We start from the raw sequence: 17,731 nt of genomic DNA, 5'->3' as shown, positions 1-17,731 counted from the left end.
AGCGTCTTCCGCCGATCTCACCTGTGCCGAAGCGGGAACGGCCGTCACAGCGCGGATATCACACACAGGCATTGCAAAGCCGGGCCCAGCTCGGCTTAATCGCCCACTCAAGAATGGGCCGGAACGCTCGCATCAAATTGGGGTGACGCTTGAGCATGGATGCAGGAATGCGCAGCGCTGTAGCTGTATGGCTACGGGCGCAAACAGGTGCAGAAAAAGTCGAAATCACCGGAACGAAGCTGCTCACCGGCGGTGCCATCCAGGAAAACTGGCTGCTGGATCTGGCGGTACAAGGCGGACGTCTCTCGGGGATGGAGCAGGCGGTGCTGCGCACTGACGCGGCTTCCGGGGTGGATGAGAGTCACGGGCGGGTGGAAGAGTTCCGCCTGCTTTCCGCCGGTTTCGACGCTGGCATGACCGTCCCCGAGCCGCTCGCGCTTGAGCCGGAAGGGTCGGTTATCGGAAAACCTTTCTATGTCATGCGCAAGGCGGACGGCACCGCTAATCCCCGTATGCTCACGCGCGATGCCGCGCTCGATCCGCACCGCACCGGCCTTGCCCGGCAGATCGGCCGGGAGATGGCCCGTTTGCACAGCATCCAGCCACCCCGTCCGGATCTGGCTTTCCTTGGCGACACTCCGGCCAATCCAGCCGCCCAGCGGATCGCCGAGCTCTATGGTTTCCTCGACAGCCTGCCGAAAGCCTATCCGGCACTGGAATGGGGGCTGCGCTGGCTGGAACTGAACCGCCCCGCCCCGAGTCCTGCCGTGCTCTGCCACAGGGATTTCCGGACCGGGAATTATATGGTCGCGGACGGCAAACTGACCGGTGTGCTGGACTGGGAGTTCGCCGGGTGGAGCGATCCGCTGGAGGATATCGGCTGGTTCTGTGCCCGCTGCTGGCGTTTCGGCGCGGACGAGCGTGAGGCTGGCGGTATCGGCAGCCGCGAAGACCTCTATGCAGGATATGAGGAAGAAGCCGGATCGGCTCTCGACTGGTCCCTTGTCCCCTATTGGGAAGTGCTGGCTACCGTGCGCTGGGGCGCCATCGCCCTGCTGCAGGGGGAACGGCATAATTCAGGCGCCGAGCGCTCCATTGAGCTCGCCCTTACCGGCCGCAAAGCCGCCGAAATGGAGCTCGATATTCTGCAACAGATCGGTGAAATCGAAAGGACCCGCGCCAATGTTTGAAGCACCCGGCAGAAAGGCCCTGATCGAAACAGCCCTGGCCGCATTCCAGGAGGACATTCTGCCTGCCCTCGACGGGGACAGGAAATATCTCGGCCTGATGATCGCCAGCGCGCTTGCAACAGCGGTCCGTGAATTTGATGCGGATGCCGGTCGCGATGGTATCCAGCGTATCCTCGATGGATTTGCCGGCCTTTATGGCGAGGACAATGTCGAACGCGCGGGACACGATGCCGAATCAAAACTCGACACACTGTCACGCGACCTGACACGCGAGCTACGCGAGGGCGTCTATGACAAATCGCTCACCGGGCCTGTCCACACCCTGCTGACCGTTCTCACCGAAGAAAAGCTGAAGCTTTCAAACCCGAAATTTCTGGCTGCCCGTGAATATTCTCAGCCGACGCCCAACTGATGCAGAAACTCCCGACAATCCAACATAAATCGATGCTTCAATAAAACGATCTACTATTTTGTTTTGATTAACGGTTCAGCAAATCACCGTAGGTATTCCGCGCTGTTTATTAAGAGAAACTGATGCAGCTCAGACACACCAAACGGCACTCGAAATGCAAATCCGTGCTGAAATGGCACAGCCTTTTCGTCAAGGAAGTGCACGGACATCAGGGAAGCACGCGGTTGAGATAGCCTTCATTATCGGGTTCGGCTGCTTCATATGCCGTGTCGAACAACGGACTGCCGAGCACGAAATCGGCGCTCGCCTGATTACAGGCAAGCACGACATTGTAGAGCGTGCAGAGCCGGAGCAGCGCCTTCACATCCACATCGTGCGGCATGGATGTCATCGGGTCCGTGAAGAAGAGCAGGATGTCGAGCCCGCCTTCCGCGATCAACGCCCCCATCTGCTGGTCGCCGCCAAGCGGACCGCTTTTCAGGCAGTGAACGTCGAGCCCCGTATCCTCGGCGATAACCTTTCCCGTCGTCCCGGTGGCGAAGAGCTCGTGCCCGGCGAACCGGTCCCTGTGGCTGTGCACGAAAGCTCTGAGAGCTGGCTTGCGGGCATCGTGGGCAATCAGCCCGATGCGCTTGCGTTCCTTCATCCGATACGGTCCCTGCTTTAAGGCGATAGTTTCCAAAAGGGCGCTACACTGTCCCGTGAGCCATCGCTAAGCTGCAAGAAAATACCTAATCAAAAACAACTTATATGGGACGGGAGGACATGTCCGATATCACCGAATCCGATCTGCGCAAGCTGACGGAGTGGGATACTCCCACGATCTGCAACGGCCTTGAGGTCGTCATACCTGAGCGCCGGACCATCGGCTTCACAACAATGCCGCTGGTCGCGCTCGATCCGTCCCTGCCCCCGATCTGCGGCTATGCCCGCACGGCCACCATGCGCGCCGTCACGCCGCCCCAGGGCGACGCCAGGGCAACCCGCGCCGCCTATTACACCTATGTCGCGGACGGCGCTCTCCCCCGCATCGTGGTGTTGCAGGATCTCGACCCTGAGCCCGGTTTCGGTGCCTTCTGGGGTGAGGTGAACACCAATATCCACAAGGGTCTCGGCTGCCTCGGCTGCGTCACCAACGGATCTTTCCGCGATGTCGATGCATCGGCACCCGGCTTCCAGATCCTCGGCGGCAAGGTCGGCCCGAGTCACGGCTGGGTTCATCCCGTCGATTTCGGCGTGCCGGTAAATGTCGGCGGCATGGCGGTCAATCATGACGATATCATCCATGCGGACCGGCACGGTGCCGTGGTCGTACCAGCCGAAGCGGTAAAGAAACTGCCGGATGCCATCGCCCTGCTGGAGCGGAAAGAGAAGGTCATTCTCGATGCCGCCAAGTCACCGGATTTCGATATCGACAAGCTGAAGGCCGCAATGGCCGGCTCCGCCGAAATCCACTGACCCGCCAGCCTGAGAGCCCCCAAGCCTGAGAGATCCGAATATGAACAAGTTTCATGTGCTGGTCGTCGACAAGCTCAACGACGCCGGCCAATCCCAGTTCGACGCCCGCGACGACGTCAAGACCACCGTCCTGCAGTTCGCCACCGAAGAAGAGCTGATCGCTCATGCCGGTGACATCGATGCCATCGCGGTCCAGACCACCAAGATCCCGCGCGCGGTGATCGAGGCGGCACCCAACCTAAAAGTCGTCTCCCGCCATGGCGTCGGCTACGATTCAGTGGATGTTGCGGCCCTTACCGAACGCGGTATTCCGCTCTGCGTTGCCGCCACATCGAACGCCGTCTCGGTGGCCGAGCATACGATGTATTTCATCCTGGCCCTGGCCAAGAAAAGCGTCGAATTCGACCACGCCACCCGGAATGACAATTTCTGGATCAAGCGCCAGATGGGCGCCCAGGACATTGCCGACAAATCCGTGCTGCTGGTCGGTTTCGGCCGCATCGGCACGCGCGTTGCCAAGCGGGCGCTGGCTTTCGACATGAGGGTTTCGGTCATCGATCCCTTTGTAGATGACGACGTCATCAAGGCGGCGGGCTGCACGCCGGTCAAACATCTGGATGCGGTTCTGCCGCAGATGGATTTCGTCTCCCTGCACTGCCCGAAAAGCGCGGAGACTGTGAACCTGATGGGCAAAGCCCAATTCGCCGCGATGAAACCGACCGCACATGTGATCAACACCGCACGCGGCGGCATGGTGGACGAGGATGCGCTTTACGATGCGCTGACCTCCGGCGCCATCGCCGGGGCCGGCATCGATGTTTTCGCCAGCGAGCCGCCGAAGCCGGAGCATCCGCTGTTCCAGCTCGACAACATCATCGTCAGCCCGCACAGCGCCGGCGTGACCGAACAATCAATCCTGCGGATGGCGAGCCAGACGGCGGAGAACGTTCTGAACGTGCTCGACGGCAAGCCGAACCCGGACACCGTCATCAACAAAGAAGTGCTCTAGGGAGGGCCCGGCCATGAAAACACGACTGAAGGACTGCCTGAAAGACGGCCGCGGCGCGATTAACGGCTGGCTTTCGATTCCAAACACCTTCACCGCGGAAATCTTCGCGGCGCAGGATTTCGATTCCATCACCATCGATCTGCAGCACGGTCTGGTCGATTACCAGGCCGCGCTCACCATGCTGCAGGCCATGAGCGCATCGGACGCGACGCCGATGGTCCGCCCCCCGTGGCTTGAGCCCGGCATCATCATGAAGCTGCTGGATGCCGGAGCCCTTGGCGTCATCTGCCCGATGGTGAACAATCGTGCGGATGCGGAAGCCTTCGTCGGCGCCTGCAATTACGTGCCCGACGGCTACCGCTCTTCTGGCCCGACCCGCGCCGGGATGATCTATGGCGGCGACTATCACAACCAGTCCAACAAGACGATCGTCACCCTGGCGATGATCGAGACAGAGGAAGCCCTGGCAAATGTCGCAGAGATTGCGGCGACGCCGGGTCTGACAGGCCTCTATATCGGCCCGAGCGATCTTTCCATTTCGCTCGGCCACAAGCCCGGCCTGGACCGTGCCGAGCCGGAAATGCTGGAAGCCATCGATAAGATCCTCGCCGCCGCCAAGGCAGCGGGCATCAAGGCGGGCATCCACTGCCTCGAGAACAGCTACGCCAAGAACATGCTGGCCAAGGGTTTCGATCTGGTGACCCTGTCCAACGACGTGCGGCTCCTCTCCTCTTCGGTCAATGCGGCCGTGAGCGGCATGCGGGCCTGATGGGCGCGCAAAATGAGATCCGGGTTGCTCCCGATGTGATGATCCGGCTGGTGCGCGCGATGTTCGAGCGCGCCGGTTGCTCCGGAACGGAGGCCGCCTGCATCGCGGAGCGGCTAACCGGGGCCAATCTCCGGGGTCATGACAGTCACGGTGTGATCCGAGTGCCGCGCTATCTCGAATGGGCCGAGAGCGGGCGGCAGAAGATTGGCCAGACTATCGAGATCGTCATGGAAAACGACGTCATGGCGATCCTCGACGGCAATTACGGCTTTGGCCAGAGCATCGGCGAACAGACCATCGATCTCGGTCTGAAGAAGGTGAAGCAGCATGGCCTCGCCCTGACGGCTCTCCAAAACTCCGGCCATCTCGGCCGGATCGGCGACTGGGCGGAGCGGGCAGCGGAGGCCGGTGTGGCCTCGCTGCACATGGTCAATGTCCGTGGCTCCCTCCTCGTCGCCCCGTTCGGCTCCCGGGAGCGGCGCATGGGCACCTCGCCCTTCTGCATCGGCATTCCCGTCGCGGGGCAGGATCCGGTCGTTCACGACTTCGCCACATCCACCGTGGCCGAAGGCAAGGCCCTGGTCGCCCTCAGGGGCGGCAAACCATTGCCCGAAGGCTCCCTGATCGACGCGGACGGCTCCCTGACGAGCGATCCCCGACCGCTTTATGGCGACGTCCCCGAAGGCAAGGCACCGATGCCCTATGAAGGTCCCGGCGCGCTCACCGCATTCGGGGGCCACAAGGGGTCAGGTCTGAACTTCATGATGGAGATGATGGCCGGCGCCCTCACCGGCTCCGGCTGTGCCGGAGGCCCTGACGAGCCTGAACGGCGGCGGTTCTGCAACGGCATGCTGTCGATCTTTATCGATACCGAGAAGTTCGACGGTCAGGACAGCATGGCGGAGGAGATCAAATCCTACATCGCCTTCGTGAAAAGCGCCCGCACGGCGGATGGTCACAGTGAAGTTCTGGTGCCCGGCGAGAACGAGCGCCGCGTCATGGCGGAGCGCCAGGCAACCGGCCTGCCGCTGGCGGAAGCCGCCTGGTCGGATATCCTCGCCGCCGCCCGCAAGCTCGGCTTCACGGAAACGGAAATCGCAACACTTACCGCTGCATAATCTCTCCTCTAAAACCGTCATCCCTGCGGACGCAGGGACCCAGGGATGGCGGGTGTAGCTCTATGATCGGCTAGGTCCCGGCGCTCCGGCCGGGATGACGACCTTTTTATGCTTTCCCGCTATCCTTTGGGGAGTTCCCACTCATGACCGAACAGGCACGCATCCCCGCCTTCTGCACCCAGTGCCGCTCACGCTGCGGCTGTGTGGCCACTGTCGAGGATGGAAAGCTGCTCGGCATCGACCCGCTGCCGAACCATCCGAGCGGCGCCAAACTCTGCCCCAAGGGCAAGGCCGCACCCGAGCTGGTCTATCACCCGGACCGGCTGACCCGACCGCTGCGGCGAACCTCTCCCAAGGGCGCGAAGACGCCGACCTGGGAGCCGATCACCTGGGACGAAGCACTGGACGAGATCGCCGGCCATATGGGCCGTATCCGGGATGAGCACGGCCCCGAGCAAGTCGCCTTCTCCGTCACCACGCCGAGCGGCACGCACATCTCCGACAGCATCTCCTGGATAGAGCGGTTCATCCGCGCCTATGGCAGCCCGAACACCATCTACGGGACGGAGATCTGCAACTGGCATAAGGACATCGCCTCCCGTTTCACCTACGGCACCGATATAGGCACGCCGGACTTCGCCCATACGGATTGCGTGCTGCTCTGGGGGCACAATCCGGCCGCGACCTGGCTTGCCCGGTCAACCGAAATCCAGAAAGCCATCCGCAAGGGCGCGAAATTGGTCGTCATCGACCCGCGCCCTACGCTCTTTGCCCGCCGCGCCGATTGCTGGCTCCGCGTCCGCCCCGGAACGGACCAGGCCGTGGCGTTGGGATTGCTCCATCTGATGCTGGAAAGCGGCCGGTTCGATCAGGCTTTTGCCCGCACATGGACCAACGCCGCCTTTCTGGTGCATCCCGAAACGGACCACCTCCTGCGGGAAAGCGATCTGGCGCCAGGGGGAAGTCCCGACATCCTGCTCGCAGCCTCTTCGGCGGGTGGCGCTCCCCTGCGATACGATGCGAAAGAAGGCCGCTGGCTGGATGCACCGGGAAATTCTGCACTGTTCGGCTCACACGCCATAGAGGCCAGTGCTGGTACCCTGCACTGCCGGACCGCCCTGCAAGCCCTCACAGATGCCGCCGCGGACTATCCGCCAGAACAGGTCGCCGAGATTGCCGGTATATCCGAAGAAGATCTGCACAAGGCCGCCGACATCCTCTTTGAAAGCCCAACGCTCGCCTATTACGCCTGGAACGGCGTCGGGCAAAGCCTGACCGCCACCCAGACGGACAGGGCGATCTCCACCCTCTATGGACTGACCGGTAACTACGGCAGGAAGGGCGGCAATGTTCCAGGCGGTGCGGCCAAATTCAACGACATCGCCGGGCATGACCTTTTGAGCGACAGCCAGAAGGCGAAGGCGCTTGGCCTCACCGAACGCCCTCTCGGCCCCAGCCGACAGGGCTGGGTGACCGCACGGGACGTCTATCGCGCCATTACCGATGGCACGCCCTATCCCGTCCGAATGCTGTTCTCCTTCGGCGGCAATCCGCTCGCCTCCCAGCCGGACACAGCCCGGGCAAAAGACGCCTTCGGCAAGCTCGACTTCCACGTCCATACGGATTTCTTCCTGAACGAGAGCGCCAAGCATGCGGATATCGTGCTGCCGGTTGCAACGTCATGGGAGCGTGAAGGGTTCCGCAACGGCTTCGATGCCAGCCTGGAGGGCATGCGCAAGATCCAGCTCCGCCCGGCCGTGATTGAACCGGTCGGCGAGGCGAAGAGCGATACCGATATCGTGCTGGAGCTGTCCCGCAGGCTCGGCCTCTCCGATGTCATGTTCGATTGCGACGCGGACAAGGGACACGCCCACATCCTTGTACCCTCGGGGCTTGATCTGAACGCCCTCAGGGCGGCGCCAGAGGGTGTCACGCTGGATACAGAGGTCGCAACCGAGACACACCTTGCAAACGGCTTCCCAACCCCGTCCAAGCGGCTAGAGATCTATTCCGAACAGATGCTGGAACATGGCTACGCCCCGGTGCCGAGCCTTGATGCCGAAGAGCTTCCGAAAGAGGAAGACAGTCTCTTCCCGCTCCGCCTTGGATCGGCCAAGACCGTTGTCTATTGCCACAGCCAGCACCGCAATATCCCGTCACTCAGACGGCTGCAACCGGACCCGATCCTGGAGATGGCGCCCGCCACGGCGGAAGCACGCGGGATCGCCGATCATGACTGGGTGGAGATCAGCACGAAGGCCGGGAAGTTCATCGCCCGCGCCAAGCTCGGCAAGGACCTCGCGCCCGGCGCCGTTTTCGCGCAGCATGGCTGGGCCGTCAGCGACAGCACGGATACGCCGAACACAGAGGGTAATGCTCTCGCGGCCAACATGAACGCCGCCATCCCGACCGAAAAATGCGATCCGGTCAGCGGCTCCATCCCGCTGCGCTGCTCCTGGTGCGAGGTGCGGAAGGTTTGATCGGTTAAAAGCATGATCAATTAATGAAACGTCATCCCTCCGCACGCAGGGACCCAGGGATGACGAGCATAACCCTATGAACACCTGGGTCCCGTTTTTCAACGGGATGACGAATGTGGGGGAGAGTGTGGCTCTCACTCTCACTCGCTCCGATAGCGCTCTTCCAGCCCGTAATACCAATCGAACCCTACCGTCTCGTATAACTCATCAAAACTCAGCAGCCGGTCCGGTCCCGGATGGTTGCCCCCGGCCATCAGGGCGAGTGCATCGCGCATGGCGCGGATCGAGACGTTCAGCAGGGTGACCCCGAACAGCAGGCACTCATAGCCGATCGCCTCCGCCTCTGCGGGGCTGAGCAGCGGACGGCCTTCGCGTTCAAGCTGGGCGAGCAGTTTCGGCACCTGCACCCGGCTGCACAGCGTTTCCATCTCCCGGCGATTCTGCGGCCCCTCGAAATAGACGATATCGGCGCCCCGGTCGGCGAAGGCCTCGCAGCGCCAGAGTGCTTCATCCAGCCCCTCGGCAACGCGGCTATCCGTGCGGGCAAGAATCAGCACATCGCCGCCTTCCGCGCGGATCTCGTCCCGCATGTCGAGGGCGGCTTGCAACCGGATCAGCGCCTCGCCGCGCGGCACCACCTCGACGCCCTTGGCGAATCCACAGCGTTTCGGGAAGACCTGATCTTCCAGCATGATGCAGGCGATTCCCGAATCGGCGAAGCCTTTCACCGTGCGCCGGACATTAACCGGATTGCCGAACCCGGTATCCGCATCCCCTATCAGGGGAATGGAGACGGCGCCCGCTATGTCCCGCGCCTGATCGAGGATTTCCTTATAGGAAAGCAGGCCCGCGTCCGGCAGCCCGATCTGCGTCGCGCTGACCGCGTAACCGCTGACATAGGCCGCGTCGAAACCGGCCTGCTCCACCAGTTTCGCGCTCATCGCGTCATAGCAGCCCGGTATCGTCAGGATTCGCCCTTCTGCCAGCCGGGCCCTCAGTGCCGTCGCTTTCGCCGTCATAGCCGTCCACTCCCCGTTCTTCTTGTTCGACGGGAAACGATAGCCCTGACGCCAAAATGGAAAAAGGCCCCAAAAGGGGCCTTTTCACGTCACATATGCGTGCCGGTCTCAGAAGGCGTCTTTGACCTTCAGGACCTGGCGGCCGCGATACATGCCGGTCTTCAGATCAATGTGGTGCGGGCGGTGCAGCTCACCGGTATCCGCGCTTTCCACATACGCATCAGACTTTACCCGATCATGGGCACGACGCATGCCGCGCTTCGACGGGGTCGTTTTCCTTTTGGGAACTGCCATGTCACTTATCCTCAGTTCGTCGGTACCGATTGCACCGACGGTGCGATCTCAGGGGCGCTGTATTAGTGGGTTTCCGGAGCAGTTGCAAGGGAAAAACCCTGCAAAACCCGTCCGGCAGGCATGCGTTTATTCGAACTCGATGATCTGCTGATCGACGGTAAGGCTTCCCCCGGCGGCAGCATGGATTTTCGCCACCGTGCTGTCCTTCTCCGCGCGCAGCACGTTCTCCATCTTCATGGCCTCGACCACGGCCAGTTCCTGCCCGGCCTTGACCGCGTCTCCCTCACCCACCGCCAGCGAGACCAGCAGGCCCGGCATCGGCGAGAGCAGGAACTTGCTGAGGTCGGCCGCCTCTTTCTTCGGCATCCGGTCCAACAGTTCCGAGGCCTTCCGGCTGATCACCATGAACTGGCGCTGCGCCCCTGCGATGGACGTGTGGTAATCGATTCCCTTGCGTTCCATCTGTACCGGGAACGGCTTGCCGTTGACGGTGCCACCGAACACCGGCTGGCCACTCCTGAGCGTCCCGCGCACTTCGTAGGTCTGTCCGCCAATGGTGACGTCGAAGCCGCCATCCACAACCACCGCGCTCGCATCCTCCGCCACATCGTCATGCCGCACTTTCCAGGCGGTTTGCGGCGCCTTGCGATCGGCAACCGGCGTCTGGCCGGAGATCATCCGGTTACGCTCCCCGTTGGCGCATTCCGCCGCCACAGCGACAGCGCGCATGGCATGTTCCACGGCGTCGCCGACCGGCGCGCCGACGAAACCGTCCGGGTATTCCTCAGCGATGAAGCCGGTCGACAGACGACCCTCGCGGAACCGCTCATGCGCCATCACAGCGGAGAGGAAATCGACATTGTGGCCGATGCCGCGCACCAGGAACCGGTCGAGCGCCTCGGCCATTCGGTCCACCGCCTCGATCCTTGTGTCCCCGTAAGTGCAAAGCTTGGCCACCATCGGATCGTAGAACATGGAAATCTCGGCACCTTCATAGACGCCGGTATCGCAACGAACCGTATCGCTCTCCTGCGGCGGTTGATAGCGCACCAGACGGCCGGTGGAGGGCAGGAAGCCGCGATAGGGGTCCTCGGCATAGATCCGCGACTCAACAGCCCAGCCGGTCATCTTGATGTCGTCCTGGGTGAAAGGCAGCTTCTCGCCCGCCGCCGAGCGGATCATGATCTCGACCAGATCGAGGCCGGTGACCAGTTCCGTCACCGGATGCTCCACCTGCAGCCGGGTGTTCATCTCCAGGAAATAGAAGTTCCGCTCCGCATCGACGATGAACTCGACGGTACCGGCGGATGAGTAATCCACCGCCTGTGCCAATGCCACGGCTTCCGCACCCATGGCTGCACGGGTTTTCTCGTCCAGGAAGGGGCTCGGCGCTTCCTCGATGACCTTCTGGTGGCGGCGCTGGATGGAGCATTCCCGCTCTCCCAGATGCACGACATTGCCGTGCTTGTCCGCGATCACCTGGATTTCGATATGGCGCGGCTCCTCGACGAACTTTTCGATGAAGACGCGCTCGTCGCCAAAGCTGGAGCGGGCCTCGTTCACAGCAGAGCGAAAACCTGTCACCACCTCGTCGTCGTTATAGGCAACCCGCATGCCCTTGCCGCCACCGCCGGCAGAGGCCTTGATCATCACCGGATAGCCGATATCGCGTGCGACCTTCGCCGCTTCCTTGTCGTCGGCCAGGATGCCGAGATAACCCGGCACCGTGCTGACCTTTGCCGCATGCGCGAGCTTCTTCGATTCGATCTTGTCGCCCATAGCCCCGATGGCCTTGATACCCGGGCCGATGAAGGCAACGCCTTCCTTTTCGAGCGCTTCGGCGAAGGCCGCGTTCTCGGAAAGGAAGCCATAGCCTGGATGCACCGCCTCGGCGCCAGTCTGCCGGATCGCATCCATGATCTTGTCGATCACCAGATAGGATTCGGAAGAGGCCGCAGGGCCGATATGCACCGCTTCGTCGGCTGTCCGAACATGCAGGGCGTCGGCGTCCGCGTCGGAATAAACGGCGACGGTCTGGATGCCCATGCGCTTTGCGGTCCGCATCACGCGACAGGCGATTTCACCACGGTTGGCGATCAGGATTTTCTTGAACATGCATGGAAGTTAGCCGAGCCCCTTGAGAGCGGCAATAGGACAACGTGCCCTTATTCCTTCAACCTGTGTTCGCGATAGATTTCACCGATGCGCGCCCTGCACCGCCAGGGCCGTGCCTTGTTCACCGGAATGTCCCATTTCAGGTTCGTCGGATCGATCTCACCAAGCACCAGGCCCGATGCGGCGCGCCCGCATGAGGCCAAAATCTCTCCGTCGGGGCCTATGAAACAGGACGGTTGTTTCTCGCTCCCATTTTCGGGAACGGAGTAACTCAACCAGAAGCAATTGCTGGCCGCATGGCCCTGACATTGAATCCGGAACATTTCCAGGCCAGGACCGGACGACAGGCAGAGGCAGTCCACACCAAGCCGCTCATATTCCATGAAGAGCTCCGGGAACTGAACTTCGATACAGATCAGGAAGCCTAGCCGAATTCCCTTGATATCGACCGTGATCGGCTTGTTGCCCGCCGCATACCAGTCCGTGATCTCCGAATTGGAACAGTACTGCTTGTCGTACCGCGCGACGGCATGGCCATGCCCGTCAATGATGTGCAGGCTGTTCAGAGGGCGGGTCACCTCCGGGTGGCGATGATTGCAACCGACAAAGGCCCAGATACCGGTCTCCGCACAGCATGCGCGGACCTCGTTCAGAGACGCATCCAGAGCTTTCCAGTCAACATCGGACCAGCTTTTGATTTGGGTTTTCACATAGCCGGACAAGGCGGCTTCGGGGAAATGAATGCAGTCCGCGCCGGAAGCCGCTGCCTCACGAATCAGATCACAAATTGCCGCTGCATTCGTTTCCGGATCGGACGTGATCGGGAGCTGAGCTGTGGCAATCCGGAGCATGCCCTCTCCCCGCCTCTAGAATCCACTTCAGATCAGGAAATTGATATAAGAGCCAGCAGGGGCATCCTGATCGATATTGTCATTCGCGAGGAGAGCCATCAGCCGGTTGATCTGACGCTCGATCTCGGCGTCCGTGGTGGCTGTGCGCAGCCGGAAGCCCGGAGTCGGCGCACTGCTTGGGATCTGTAACGGCTGCTGCTGGGCAACACGTGTGGGGGTGGCGGCATCCGGACGTCGAACCACAGGGCGTCGGACACGCCCGTTCGGTGCGCCTACGCCGCCATTTCTCGGTCCACTCGGTGTCAATGCCATGTGCGATGCCCTCGGCTCAATCAGTGACACCGACTATAGCGGAGCGGGAATCGGGCGCAAAGCCTTACGCTTTCGGCCCGCCCAGCATACCCTCCAGCGCATCCATCGCCGCCGTCAGACGTTCCGGCGCGGAGGCATAGCAGAGCCGCAGATAACCCTCACCCGACGGCCCAAAGGCGCTGCCCGGCGCGAGGCCTACATTACACTTGTCGATGATCTCCTTGCACGCCGCGACCGAGTCATCCATGCCGTCGACTGTGAAGAAGGCATAGAAGGCCGCTTTCGGCCGTGCGGAGCTGATCCGGGGCCAGGCGTCGAGCCGGTCGAACACGATGTCCCGGCCTTTAAGGCAACGGTCGCGCAGCTGCTTGATCACATGATCGCCATCGCGCATCGCCACGATGGCGCCGCGATGCAGGAATTGCGGGACGCCGGAGGTGACGATCTGCACCAGCTTGGCGACGGTCGGGCCGAGGGCTGCCGGGTGGGTCAGCCAGCCGAGCCGCCAGCCGGTCATCATCCAGGATTTGGAGAAGCTGTTGATGACGAACAGTCTGTCGTCATCCTCGGCGATTTGCAGAAAGGACGGTGCGACGTCCCGGTCGAAGACGAGCTGGTGATAGACCTCGTCCGCGATGATCCAGATGCCGCGCTCCCGGGCGAAGTCGAGTATTTGCTGCTGTTGCTCCTGCTCGATCATCCAGCCCGTCGGGTTGCCCGGCGAGTTGACGAAGATCGCCTTGGTCTTGTCGGTGACGGCCGCGAACAACTCATCCATGTCGAGATGCCAGTCATCGTCCCGCAGGCTGAGCGAGACATGGGTGCTGACGCCGCCATTGATCTCCACCGTGGAATAAATGTTCGGCCAGATCGGGCCCACCACCAGCACCTCGTCACCCGGCGCCAGGATCATCTGCATGGCCATGGCGAGCGACGACATGCCGCCGGTCGTCAGGCTTACCCGATCCGTGTCGAGCGCGATATCGAATGTCCGGTTCATATAGGCGGCGATTTCCTTGCGGAGATCGAGAATGCCGCGCTGATCGGTATAGAAGGTCTCGCCCCGGCGCATCGCATCGGCGGCAGCGTCGGTGATGAAAGCCGGCGTCGGCAAGTCGCCCTCGCCGAACCAGAGCGGGATCAGCCCCTGCCGATCCCAGCCATGCTGGGCGACCTCGACAATGCCGGTCTCTTCCAGGTTCTCCACAAGGGGGTTCATCGGACCGAAATCGGGCGCGGCGGGCATCAGCATTATCTTCATCCTGCAATTGGAAGCGGGCCGGGCCGGAGCACGGTGTCGGAAAACTTTAGCTCTTTGCCCCATGCTCACAACCCCATAAAACCGATGGCACGGGTTAGCCCCGATTAACCGGACGACACTGAGTACAGAACGCGAGGAAGACGATGGGCAGGATCTATCTGATCCGGCACGGGGAGACGGTATGGAACCGGCTGGGACGGCTGCAGGGCCAGCTCGATTCCCCGCTCACGCTCACAGGCGTGCGCCAGGCGGAGGCTCATGGCCGCAAGCTCGGCGAGATGCTCGGCGCGACCGCCCTGCCCGTGATCGCCAGCCCTCTCGGCCGCACTCGGCAGACCACCGCCATCATCTGCGACACTGCTGATCTACCTTATGAAGCAGTACGGTTCGACGAGCGGCTTATGGAGATCACCCTCGGCGAGCATGACGGCTATCACGGCTGGGACGCACTGGACCGGGATTTCCCGGAGCATGCCGTCGCCCGGCGCGCCGATCCCTGGCATTACCAGCATCCCGGCGGCGAAAGCACGGAGATGGTGCGCGACCGGCTGATCCCGGTCATGAACGAGCTGCGCTCCGCCGAGACGCCACACATCGTCATCGCCCACGGCGTGGTGAACAAGATCATGCGCGGGATCTATCTCGGGCTGAGCGAGGAAGACTGCTTCGCCCTCGACCGGCCGCAGCACGGCTTCCATGTGCTGGAGGATGGCGCGGAAGAGTTCGTGCTCAGCATCTCTCTCGAAGCCGGATAACACCGGATTAGGCGTTGCCGGTCTCCGCCTTGCATCCTAAAAAGAAGCGCGGGCACCGCCCCGGCCACTTTGTTCAGGAGATCGGGAACGTTCCGGCACCGCCCGTATCGTCGCCTGCCCTCTCCCAACCAGAGGTCATAGGATGAGCGAGCATGCCCCTCACGGCATACGGTTTGGCCGTATAGCCGCCACACTTCCCGTAAAACAAATCCAGAAAGCACACGACTTCTATGTCGGCGTCCTGGGATTCGAGAAGGTCTTCGAGAACGGCAGTCCCGTCGGCTTCATGATCCTGAAACAGGGTCAGGCCGAGTTGCATCTGACATTGCAGCCCGGTCACAAGGCTGCGCCGTTCAATGTCGCCCATATCATGGTCGACGATGTGGATTCCCTGTACGCACTCTGCCAGCAGGCAGGCATGCGCATCGTCAAAGGGTTACAGGATAAGGATTATGGTCTTCGGGCCTTCGTCTTCGAAGACCCGGACGGTAACCGCATCGACGTCGGCGCGGCACTCTGAGGCTAGGGCATCTCCGGCACGGCTGGCCCGTGCCGGGGCGCTTTACTCCATGTCAGGAATAGACGGCAGCCGGCGGATGGTCCGGATCGGGATATCCATGTCCCGGGTCCGATACATGAAATCCGCCAGTCCCTCATAAGCCACTGCCATGTGATGACCGTTGGCATGCAGCAGCATGCCCGGCTCGGCCAGGAACATGACATGGCCTTCCGTGAACAGCAGGTCGCCCGGCTGGGCCGCATCCAGCCCGCCCTCGACGATCTCGCCGACGGCTGCTTCCTGCATGTCGCTGTCCCTCGGCGCGGTGATCCCGGCCCGTGCCAGTGCCAACTGCACCAGAGCCGAGCAATCCAGCCCGAAGCTGGAGCGCCCGCCCCAGCCATAGGGGGCGCCCATGAAAAGCTCGGCGGTCGAGAGATAGTCAGGCTCCACCTCGGTCACGTCGCACAGATGGGGCGTATAGATCCAGCCGCCCGTCTCACCGAAATCGACCCTCGAGTAATTCCCGTCTGTCTCAGAAACCCGTACACGGGTGGAAAGATGCAGCATGTCGAGCGGGATGCTCTTCAGGTCGGGCTCCGGGAACACGTAGCTCCGGAGCGCCTGAATTTCGTGACTGTAGGTCGCCTCATTATCAGGTCCGAGTCCGTCCTCACGGACATATCCGACATAGCCGTCGCTCTGGTTCTGGCCCCAGGCCCAGCCATCCTTGCGCTCATAGGCGATGAAGCGCTCGTTGAACAGCAGCTCGGTCGATTGCCGCGCCGCCGCGTCCGGCGCCTCGCGCACCGACAGCCTGCCCGGCAGCACCCGGCATGCCTCGCCCGCGACATATTTCGGCGCATCGATATCCGCTTCGAGGAAATCGGCCGCTATATCCGCGCGGGCCGGAGTCAGGCGATGGTCGAACGGGTCAATCTTCACGCCATCAGGTCCTTCGTTGCCCGGTCGAGACCGTCCAGGGTGAGCGGGAACATGCGGTCCTCCATCAGGTCGCGGATCATGCTGATCGACTGGGTGTAGTGCCAGTATTTCTCGGGCGTCGGGTTAAGCCAGGCGGTGCGCCGGAAATGCCCGGTCAGGCGCTGCATCCAGGCGGCGCCCGCCTCCTGGTTCATATGCTCCACGCTACCGCCAGGCATGGCGATCTCGTAAGGGCTCATCGAGGCATCACCGACGAAGATCGCCTTGTATTCCGGCCCGTACGTGTGCAGCACGTCCCAGGTTGAGGTTGCCTCGGTATGGCGGCGCCAGTTGTCCTTCCACACCTTCTCGTAGGGGCAGTTGTGGAAGTAGAAATATTCCAGATGCTTGAACTCTGACCGGGCGGCGGAAAACAGCTCCTCCGTCACCTTGATGAACGGGTCCATGGAGCCGCCGACATCGAGGAACAGCAGCACATTCACGTTGTTGTGCCGCTCCGGTACCATCTTGAGATCGAGATAACCGCCATTGCGCGCGGTGGAACGGATGGTGTCGCTCATATCCAGTTCGGTCGGTGTGCCGGAACGGGCGAAGCGGCGCAGCTTGCGGAGCGCCATCTTGATGTTCCGAGTGCCGATCTCGACAGAATCATCGAGATTGCGGAACTCCCGCTTGTCCCAGACTTTGACTGCCCTGTTGTGCCGGTTGCCGTCCTGGCCGATGCGCACGCCTTCAGGATTGTAGCCATAGGCGCCGAAAGGGCTGCGGCCGGCCGTGCCGATCCACTTGTTGCCACCCTGGTGACGCTTCTCCTGCTCTTCCATGCGCTGCTTCAGGGTCTCCATGAGCTTTTCCCAGCCGCCCATGGCCTCGATCTCGGCCTTCTCCTCCTCGGTCAGGTTCAGCTCCGCCATCTTGCGCAGCCATTCCTCCGGGATATCCTCGCCGAACAGATCGGTGAGATATTCCAGCCCCTTGAAGACATGGCCGAATACCTGGTCGAACCGGTCGAGATGCCGCTCGTCCTTCACCAGCGTCGCGCGGGAGAGGTAATAGAAATCCGTGACCGCGTAATTGGCGAGCCCCGCCTGCACGGCCTCCAGCAGCATCAGGTACTCCTTCACGGAGACCGGCACTTCGGCGCGTTTCAGCTCGTAAAAGAAATTTGAAAACATGGGGATTTGTCACAGGACCGGAGAGGCCGGTCAAGACCGGACGACACTGACGGACGAACGAAAACTAAA

Annotated in this window: 18 protein-coding genes; 9 read left to right on the top strand and 9 right to left on the bottom strand. The window is 61.9% G+C overall.

Annotation, left to right across the window (positions count from 1 at the left end; genetic code table 11):
- Positions 1-167: 167 nt before the first annotated feature.
- Together IG629_RS02215 and IG629_RS02210 are read left to right on the top strand one after the other, a co-directional pair.
- The gene (locus IG629_RS02215; RefSeq protein ID WP_226886384.1) at positions 168-1,190 is read left to right on the top strand and encodes a phosphotransferase family protein; all 1,023 of its coding nucleotides are present in this window, start codon (positions 168-170) and stop codon (positions 1,188-1,190) included.
- A complete protein-coding gene (locus IG629_RS02210) occupies positions 1,183-1,602 on the top strand; it encodes a DUF6285 domain-containing protein (RefSeq protein WP_193170354.1) in 420 nt (139 codons plus the stop codon). Before IG629_RS02215 ends, IG629_RS02210 begins: the two co-directional genes overlap by 8 nt.
- Before the next feature lie 208 nt (positions 1,603-1,810).
- Here IG629_RS02210 and IG629_RS02205 read toward each other — a convergent pair whose 3' ends face one another.
- Entirely contained in the window at positions 1,811-2,248 is a 438-nt protein-coding gene (locus tag IG629_RS02205; RefSeq protein ID WP_193170353.1) for a methylglyoxal synthase, read from the bottom strand.
- A 119-nt stretch (positions 2,249-2,367) separates the two neighbouring features.
- On the opposite strand from IG629_RS02205, the gene IG629_RS02200 reads away from it, so the two are divergent.
- From IG629_RS02200 to IG629_RS02180, 5 genes are all read left to right on the top strand, one after another.
- The gene (locus IG629_RS02200) at positions 2,368-3,060 is read left to right on the top strand and encodes an RraA family protein (protein ID WP_193170352.1); all 693 of its coding nucleotides are present in this window, start codon (positions 2,368-2,370) and stop codon (positions 3,058-3,060) included.
- 40 nt (positions 3,061-3,100) lie between these two features.
- The gene (locus tag IG629_RS02195; RefSeq protein ID WP_193170351.1) at positions 3,101-4,069 is read left to right on the top strand and encodes a hydroxyacid dehydrogenase; all 969 of its coding nucleotides are present in this window, start codon (positions 3,101-3,103) and stop codon (positions 4,067-4,069) included.
- 13 nt (positions 4,070-4,082) lie between these two features.
- Positions 4,083-4,838 carry an HpcH/HpaI aldolase family protein gene (locus tag IG629_RS02190; RefSeq protein WP_193170350.1) on the top strand — a complete coding sequence of 252 codons (756 nt, stop codon included), beginning with the start codon at positions 4,083-4,085 and terminating at the stop codon, positions 4,836-4,838.
- Positions 4,838-5,956 (top strand): malate/lactate/ureidoglycolate dehydrogenase, encoded by a 1,119-nt coding sequence (locus IG629_RS02185; protein WP_193170349.1) that lies wholly within the window; start codon positions 4,838-4,840, stop codon positions 5,954-5,956. The genes IG629_RS02190 and IG629_RS02185 overlap by 1 nt, the downstream gene beginning before the upstream one ends.
- A 143-nt stretch (positions 5,957-6,099) precedes the next feature.
- Positions 6,100-8,436, top strand: coding sequence for a molybdopterin-containing oxidoreductase family protein (locus tag IG629_RS02180; protein ID WP_193170348.1), 2,337 nt, complete (start codon positions 6,100-6,102; stop codon positions 8,434-8,436).
- Between the two features lie 140 nt (positions 8,437-8,576).
- On the opposite strand, the gene IG629_RS02175 is transcribed toward IG629_RS02180, so the two are convergent.
- The 6 genes from IG629_RS02175 to IG629_RS02150 form a co-directional block, all read right to left on the bottom strand.
- Positions 8,577-9,455 carry an isocitrate lyase/PEP mutase family protein gene (locus tag IG629_RS02175; RefSeq protein WP_193170347.1) on the bottom strand — a complete coding sequence of 293 codons (879 nt, stop codon included), beginning with the start codon at positions 9,453-9,455 and terminating at the stop codon, positions 8,577-8,579.
- Between the two features lie 108 nt (positions 9,456-9,563).
- On the bottom strand, positions 9,564-9,749 hold the full coding sequence (gene rpmF, locus IG629_RS02170) for a 50S ribosomal protein L32 (RefSeq protein ID WP_193170346.1): 186 nt from the start codon (positions 9,747-9,749) through the stop codon (positions 9,564-9,566).
- Positions 9,750-9,875: 126 nt separating this feature from the next.
- Positions 9,876-11,864, bottom strand: coding sequence for an acetyl-CoA carboxylase biotin carboxylase subunit (locus tag IG629_RS02165; RefSeq protein WP_193170345.1), 1,989 nt, complete (start codon positions 11,862-11,864; stop codon positions 9,876-9,878).
- 50 nt (positions 11,865-11,914) lie between these two features.
- Positions 11,915-12,715: a carbon-nitrogen hydrolase family protein gene (locus tag IG629_RS02160; protein WP_193170344.1), complete on the bottom strand. Its 801-nt coding sequence runs from the start codon at positions 12,713-12,715 to the stop codon at positions 11,915-11,917.
- Positions 12,716-12,742: 27 nt separating this feature from the next.
- Positions 12,743-13,027 (bottom strand): hypothetical protein, encoded by a 285-nt coding sequence (locus IG629_RS02155; protein ID WP_193170343.1) that lies wholly within the window; start codon positions 13,025-13,027, stop codon positions 12,743-12,745.
- 64 nt (positions 13,028-13,091) lie between these two features.
- On the bottom strand, positions 13,092-14,279 hold the full coding sequence (locus IG629_RS02150) for a pyridoxal phosphate-dependent aminotransferase (protein WP_226886383.1): 1,188 nt from the start codon (positions 14,277-14,279) through the stop codon (positions 13,092-13,094).
- A 152-nt stretch (positions 14,280-14,431) separates the two neighbouring features.
- On the opposite strand from IG629_RS02150, the gene IG629_RS02145 reads away from it, so the two are divergent.
- Positions 14,432-15,043 (top strand): histidine phosphatase family protein, encoded by a 612-nt coding sequence (locus IG629_RS02145; RefSeq protein WP_193170342.1) that lies wholly within the window; start codon positions 14,432-14,434, stop codon positions 15,041-15,043.
- Between the two features lie 142 nt (positions 15,044-15,185).
- Positions 15,186-15,563, top strand: a complete 378-nt coding sequence (locus tag IG629_RS02140; protein WP_193170341.1) for a glyoxalase superfamily protein — start codon at positions 15,186-15,188, stop codon at positions 15,561-15,563.
- A gap of 42 nt (positions 15,564-15,605) precedes the next feature.
- Here the strand turns inward: IG629_RS02140 and IG629_RS02135 are convergent, their stop codons facing one another.
- The gene (locus IG629_RS02135; RefSeq protein WP_193170340.1) at positions 15,606-16,487 is read right to left on the bottom strand and encodes a C40 family peptidase; all 882 of its coding nucleotides are present in this window, start codon (positions 16,485-16,487) and stop codon (positions 15,606-15,608) included.
- Positions 16,484-17,662, bottom strand: coding sequence for a vWA domain-containing protein (locus IG629_RS02130; protein ID WP_193170339.1), 1,179 nt, complete (start codon positions 17,660-17,662; stop codon positions 16,484-16,486). Before IG629_RS02130 ends, IG629_RS02135 begins: the two co-directional genes overlap by 4 nt.
- Positions 17,663-17,731 lie beyond the last annotated feature (69 nt).

The organism is Nisaea nitritireducens, from assembly GCF_014904795.1.
GTDB classification, from domain to species: domain Bacteria; phylum Pseudomonadota; class Alphaproteobacteria; order Thalassobaculales; family Thalassobaculaceae; genus Nisaea; species Nisaea nitritireducens.
This window is presented reverse-complemented; position numbering and strand designations above follow the sequence as displayed.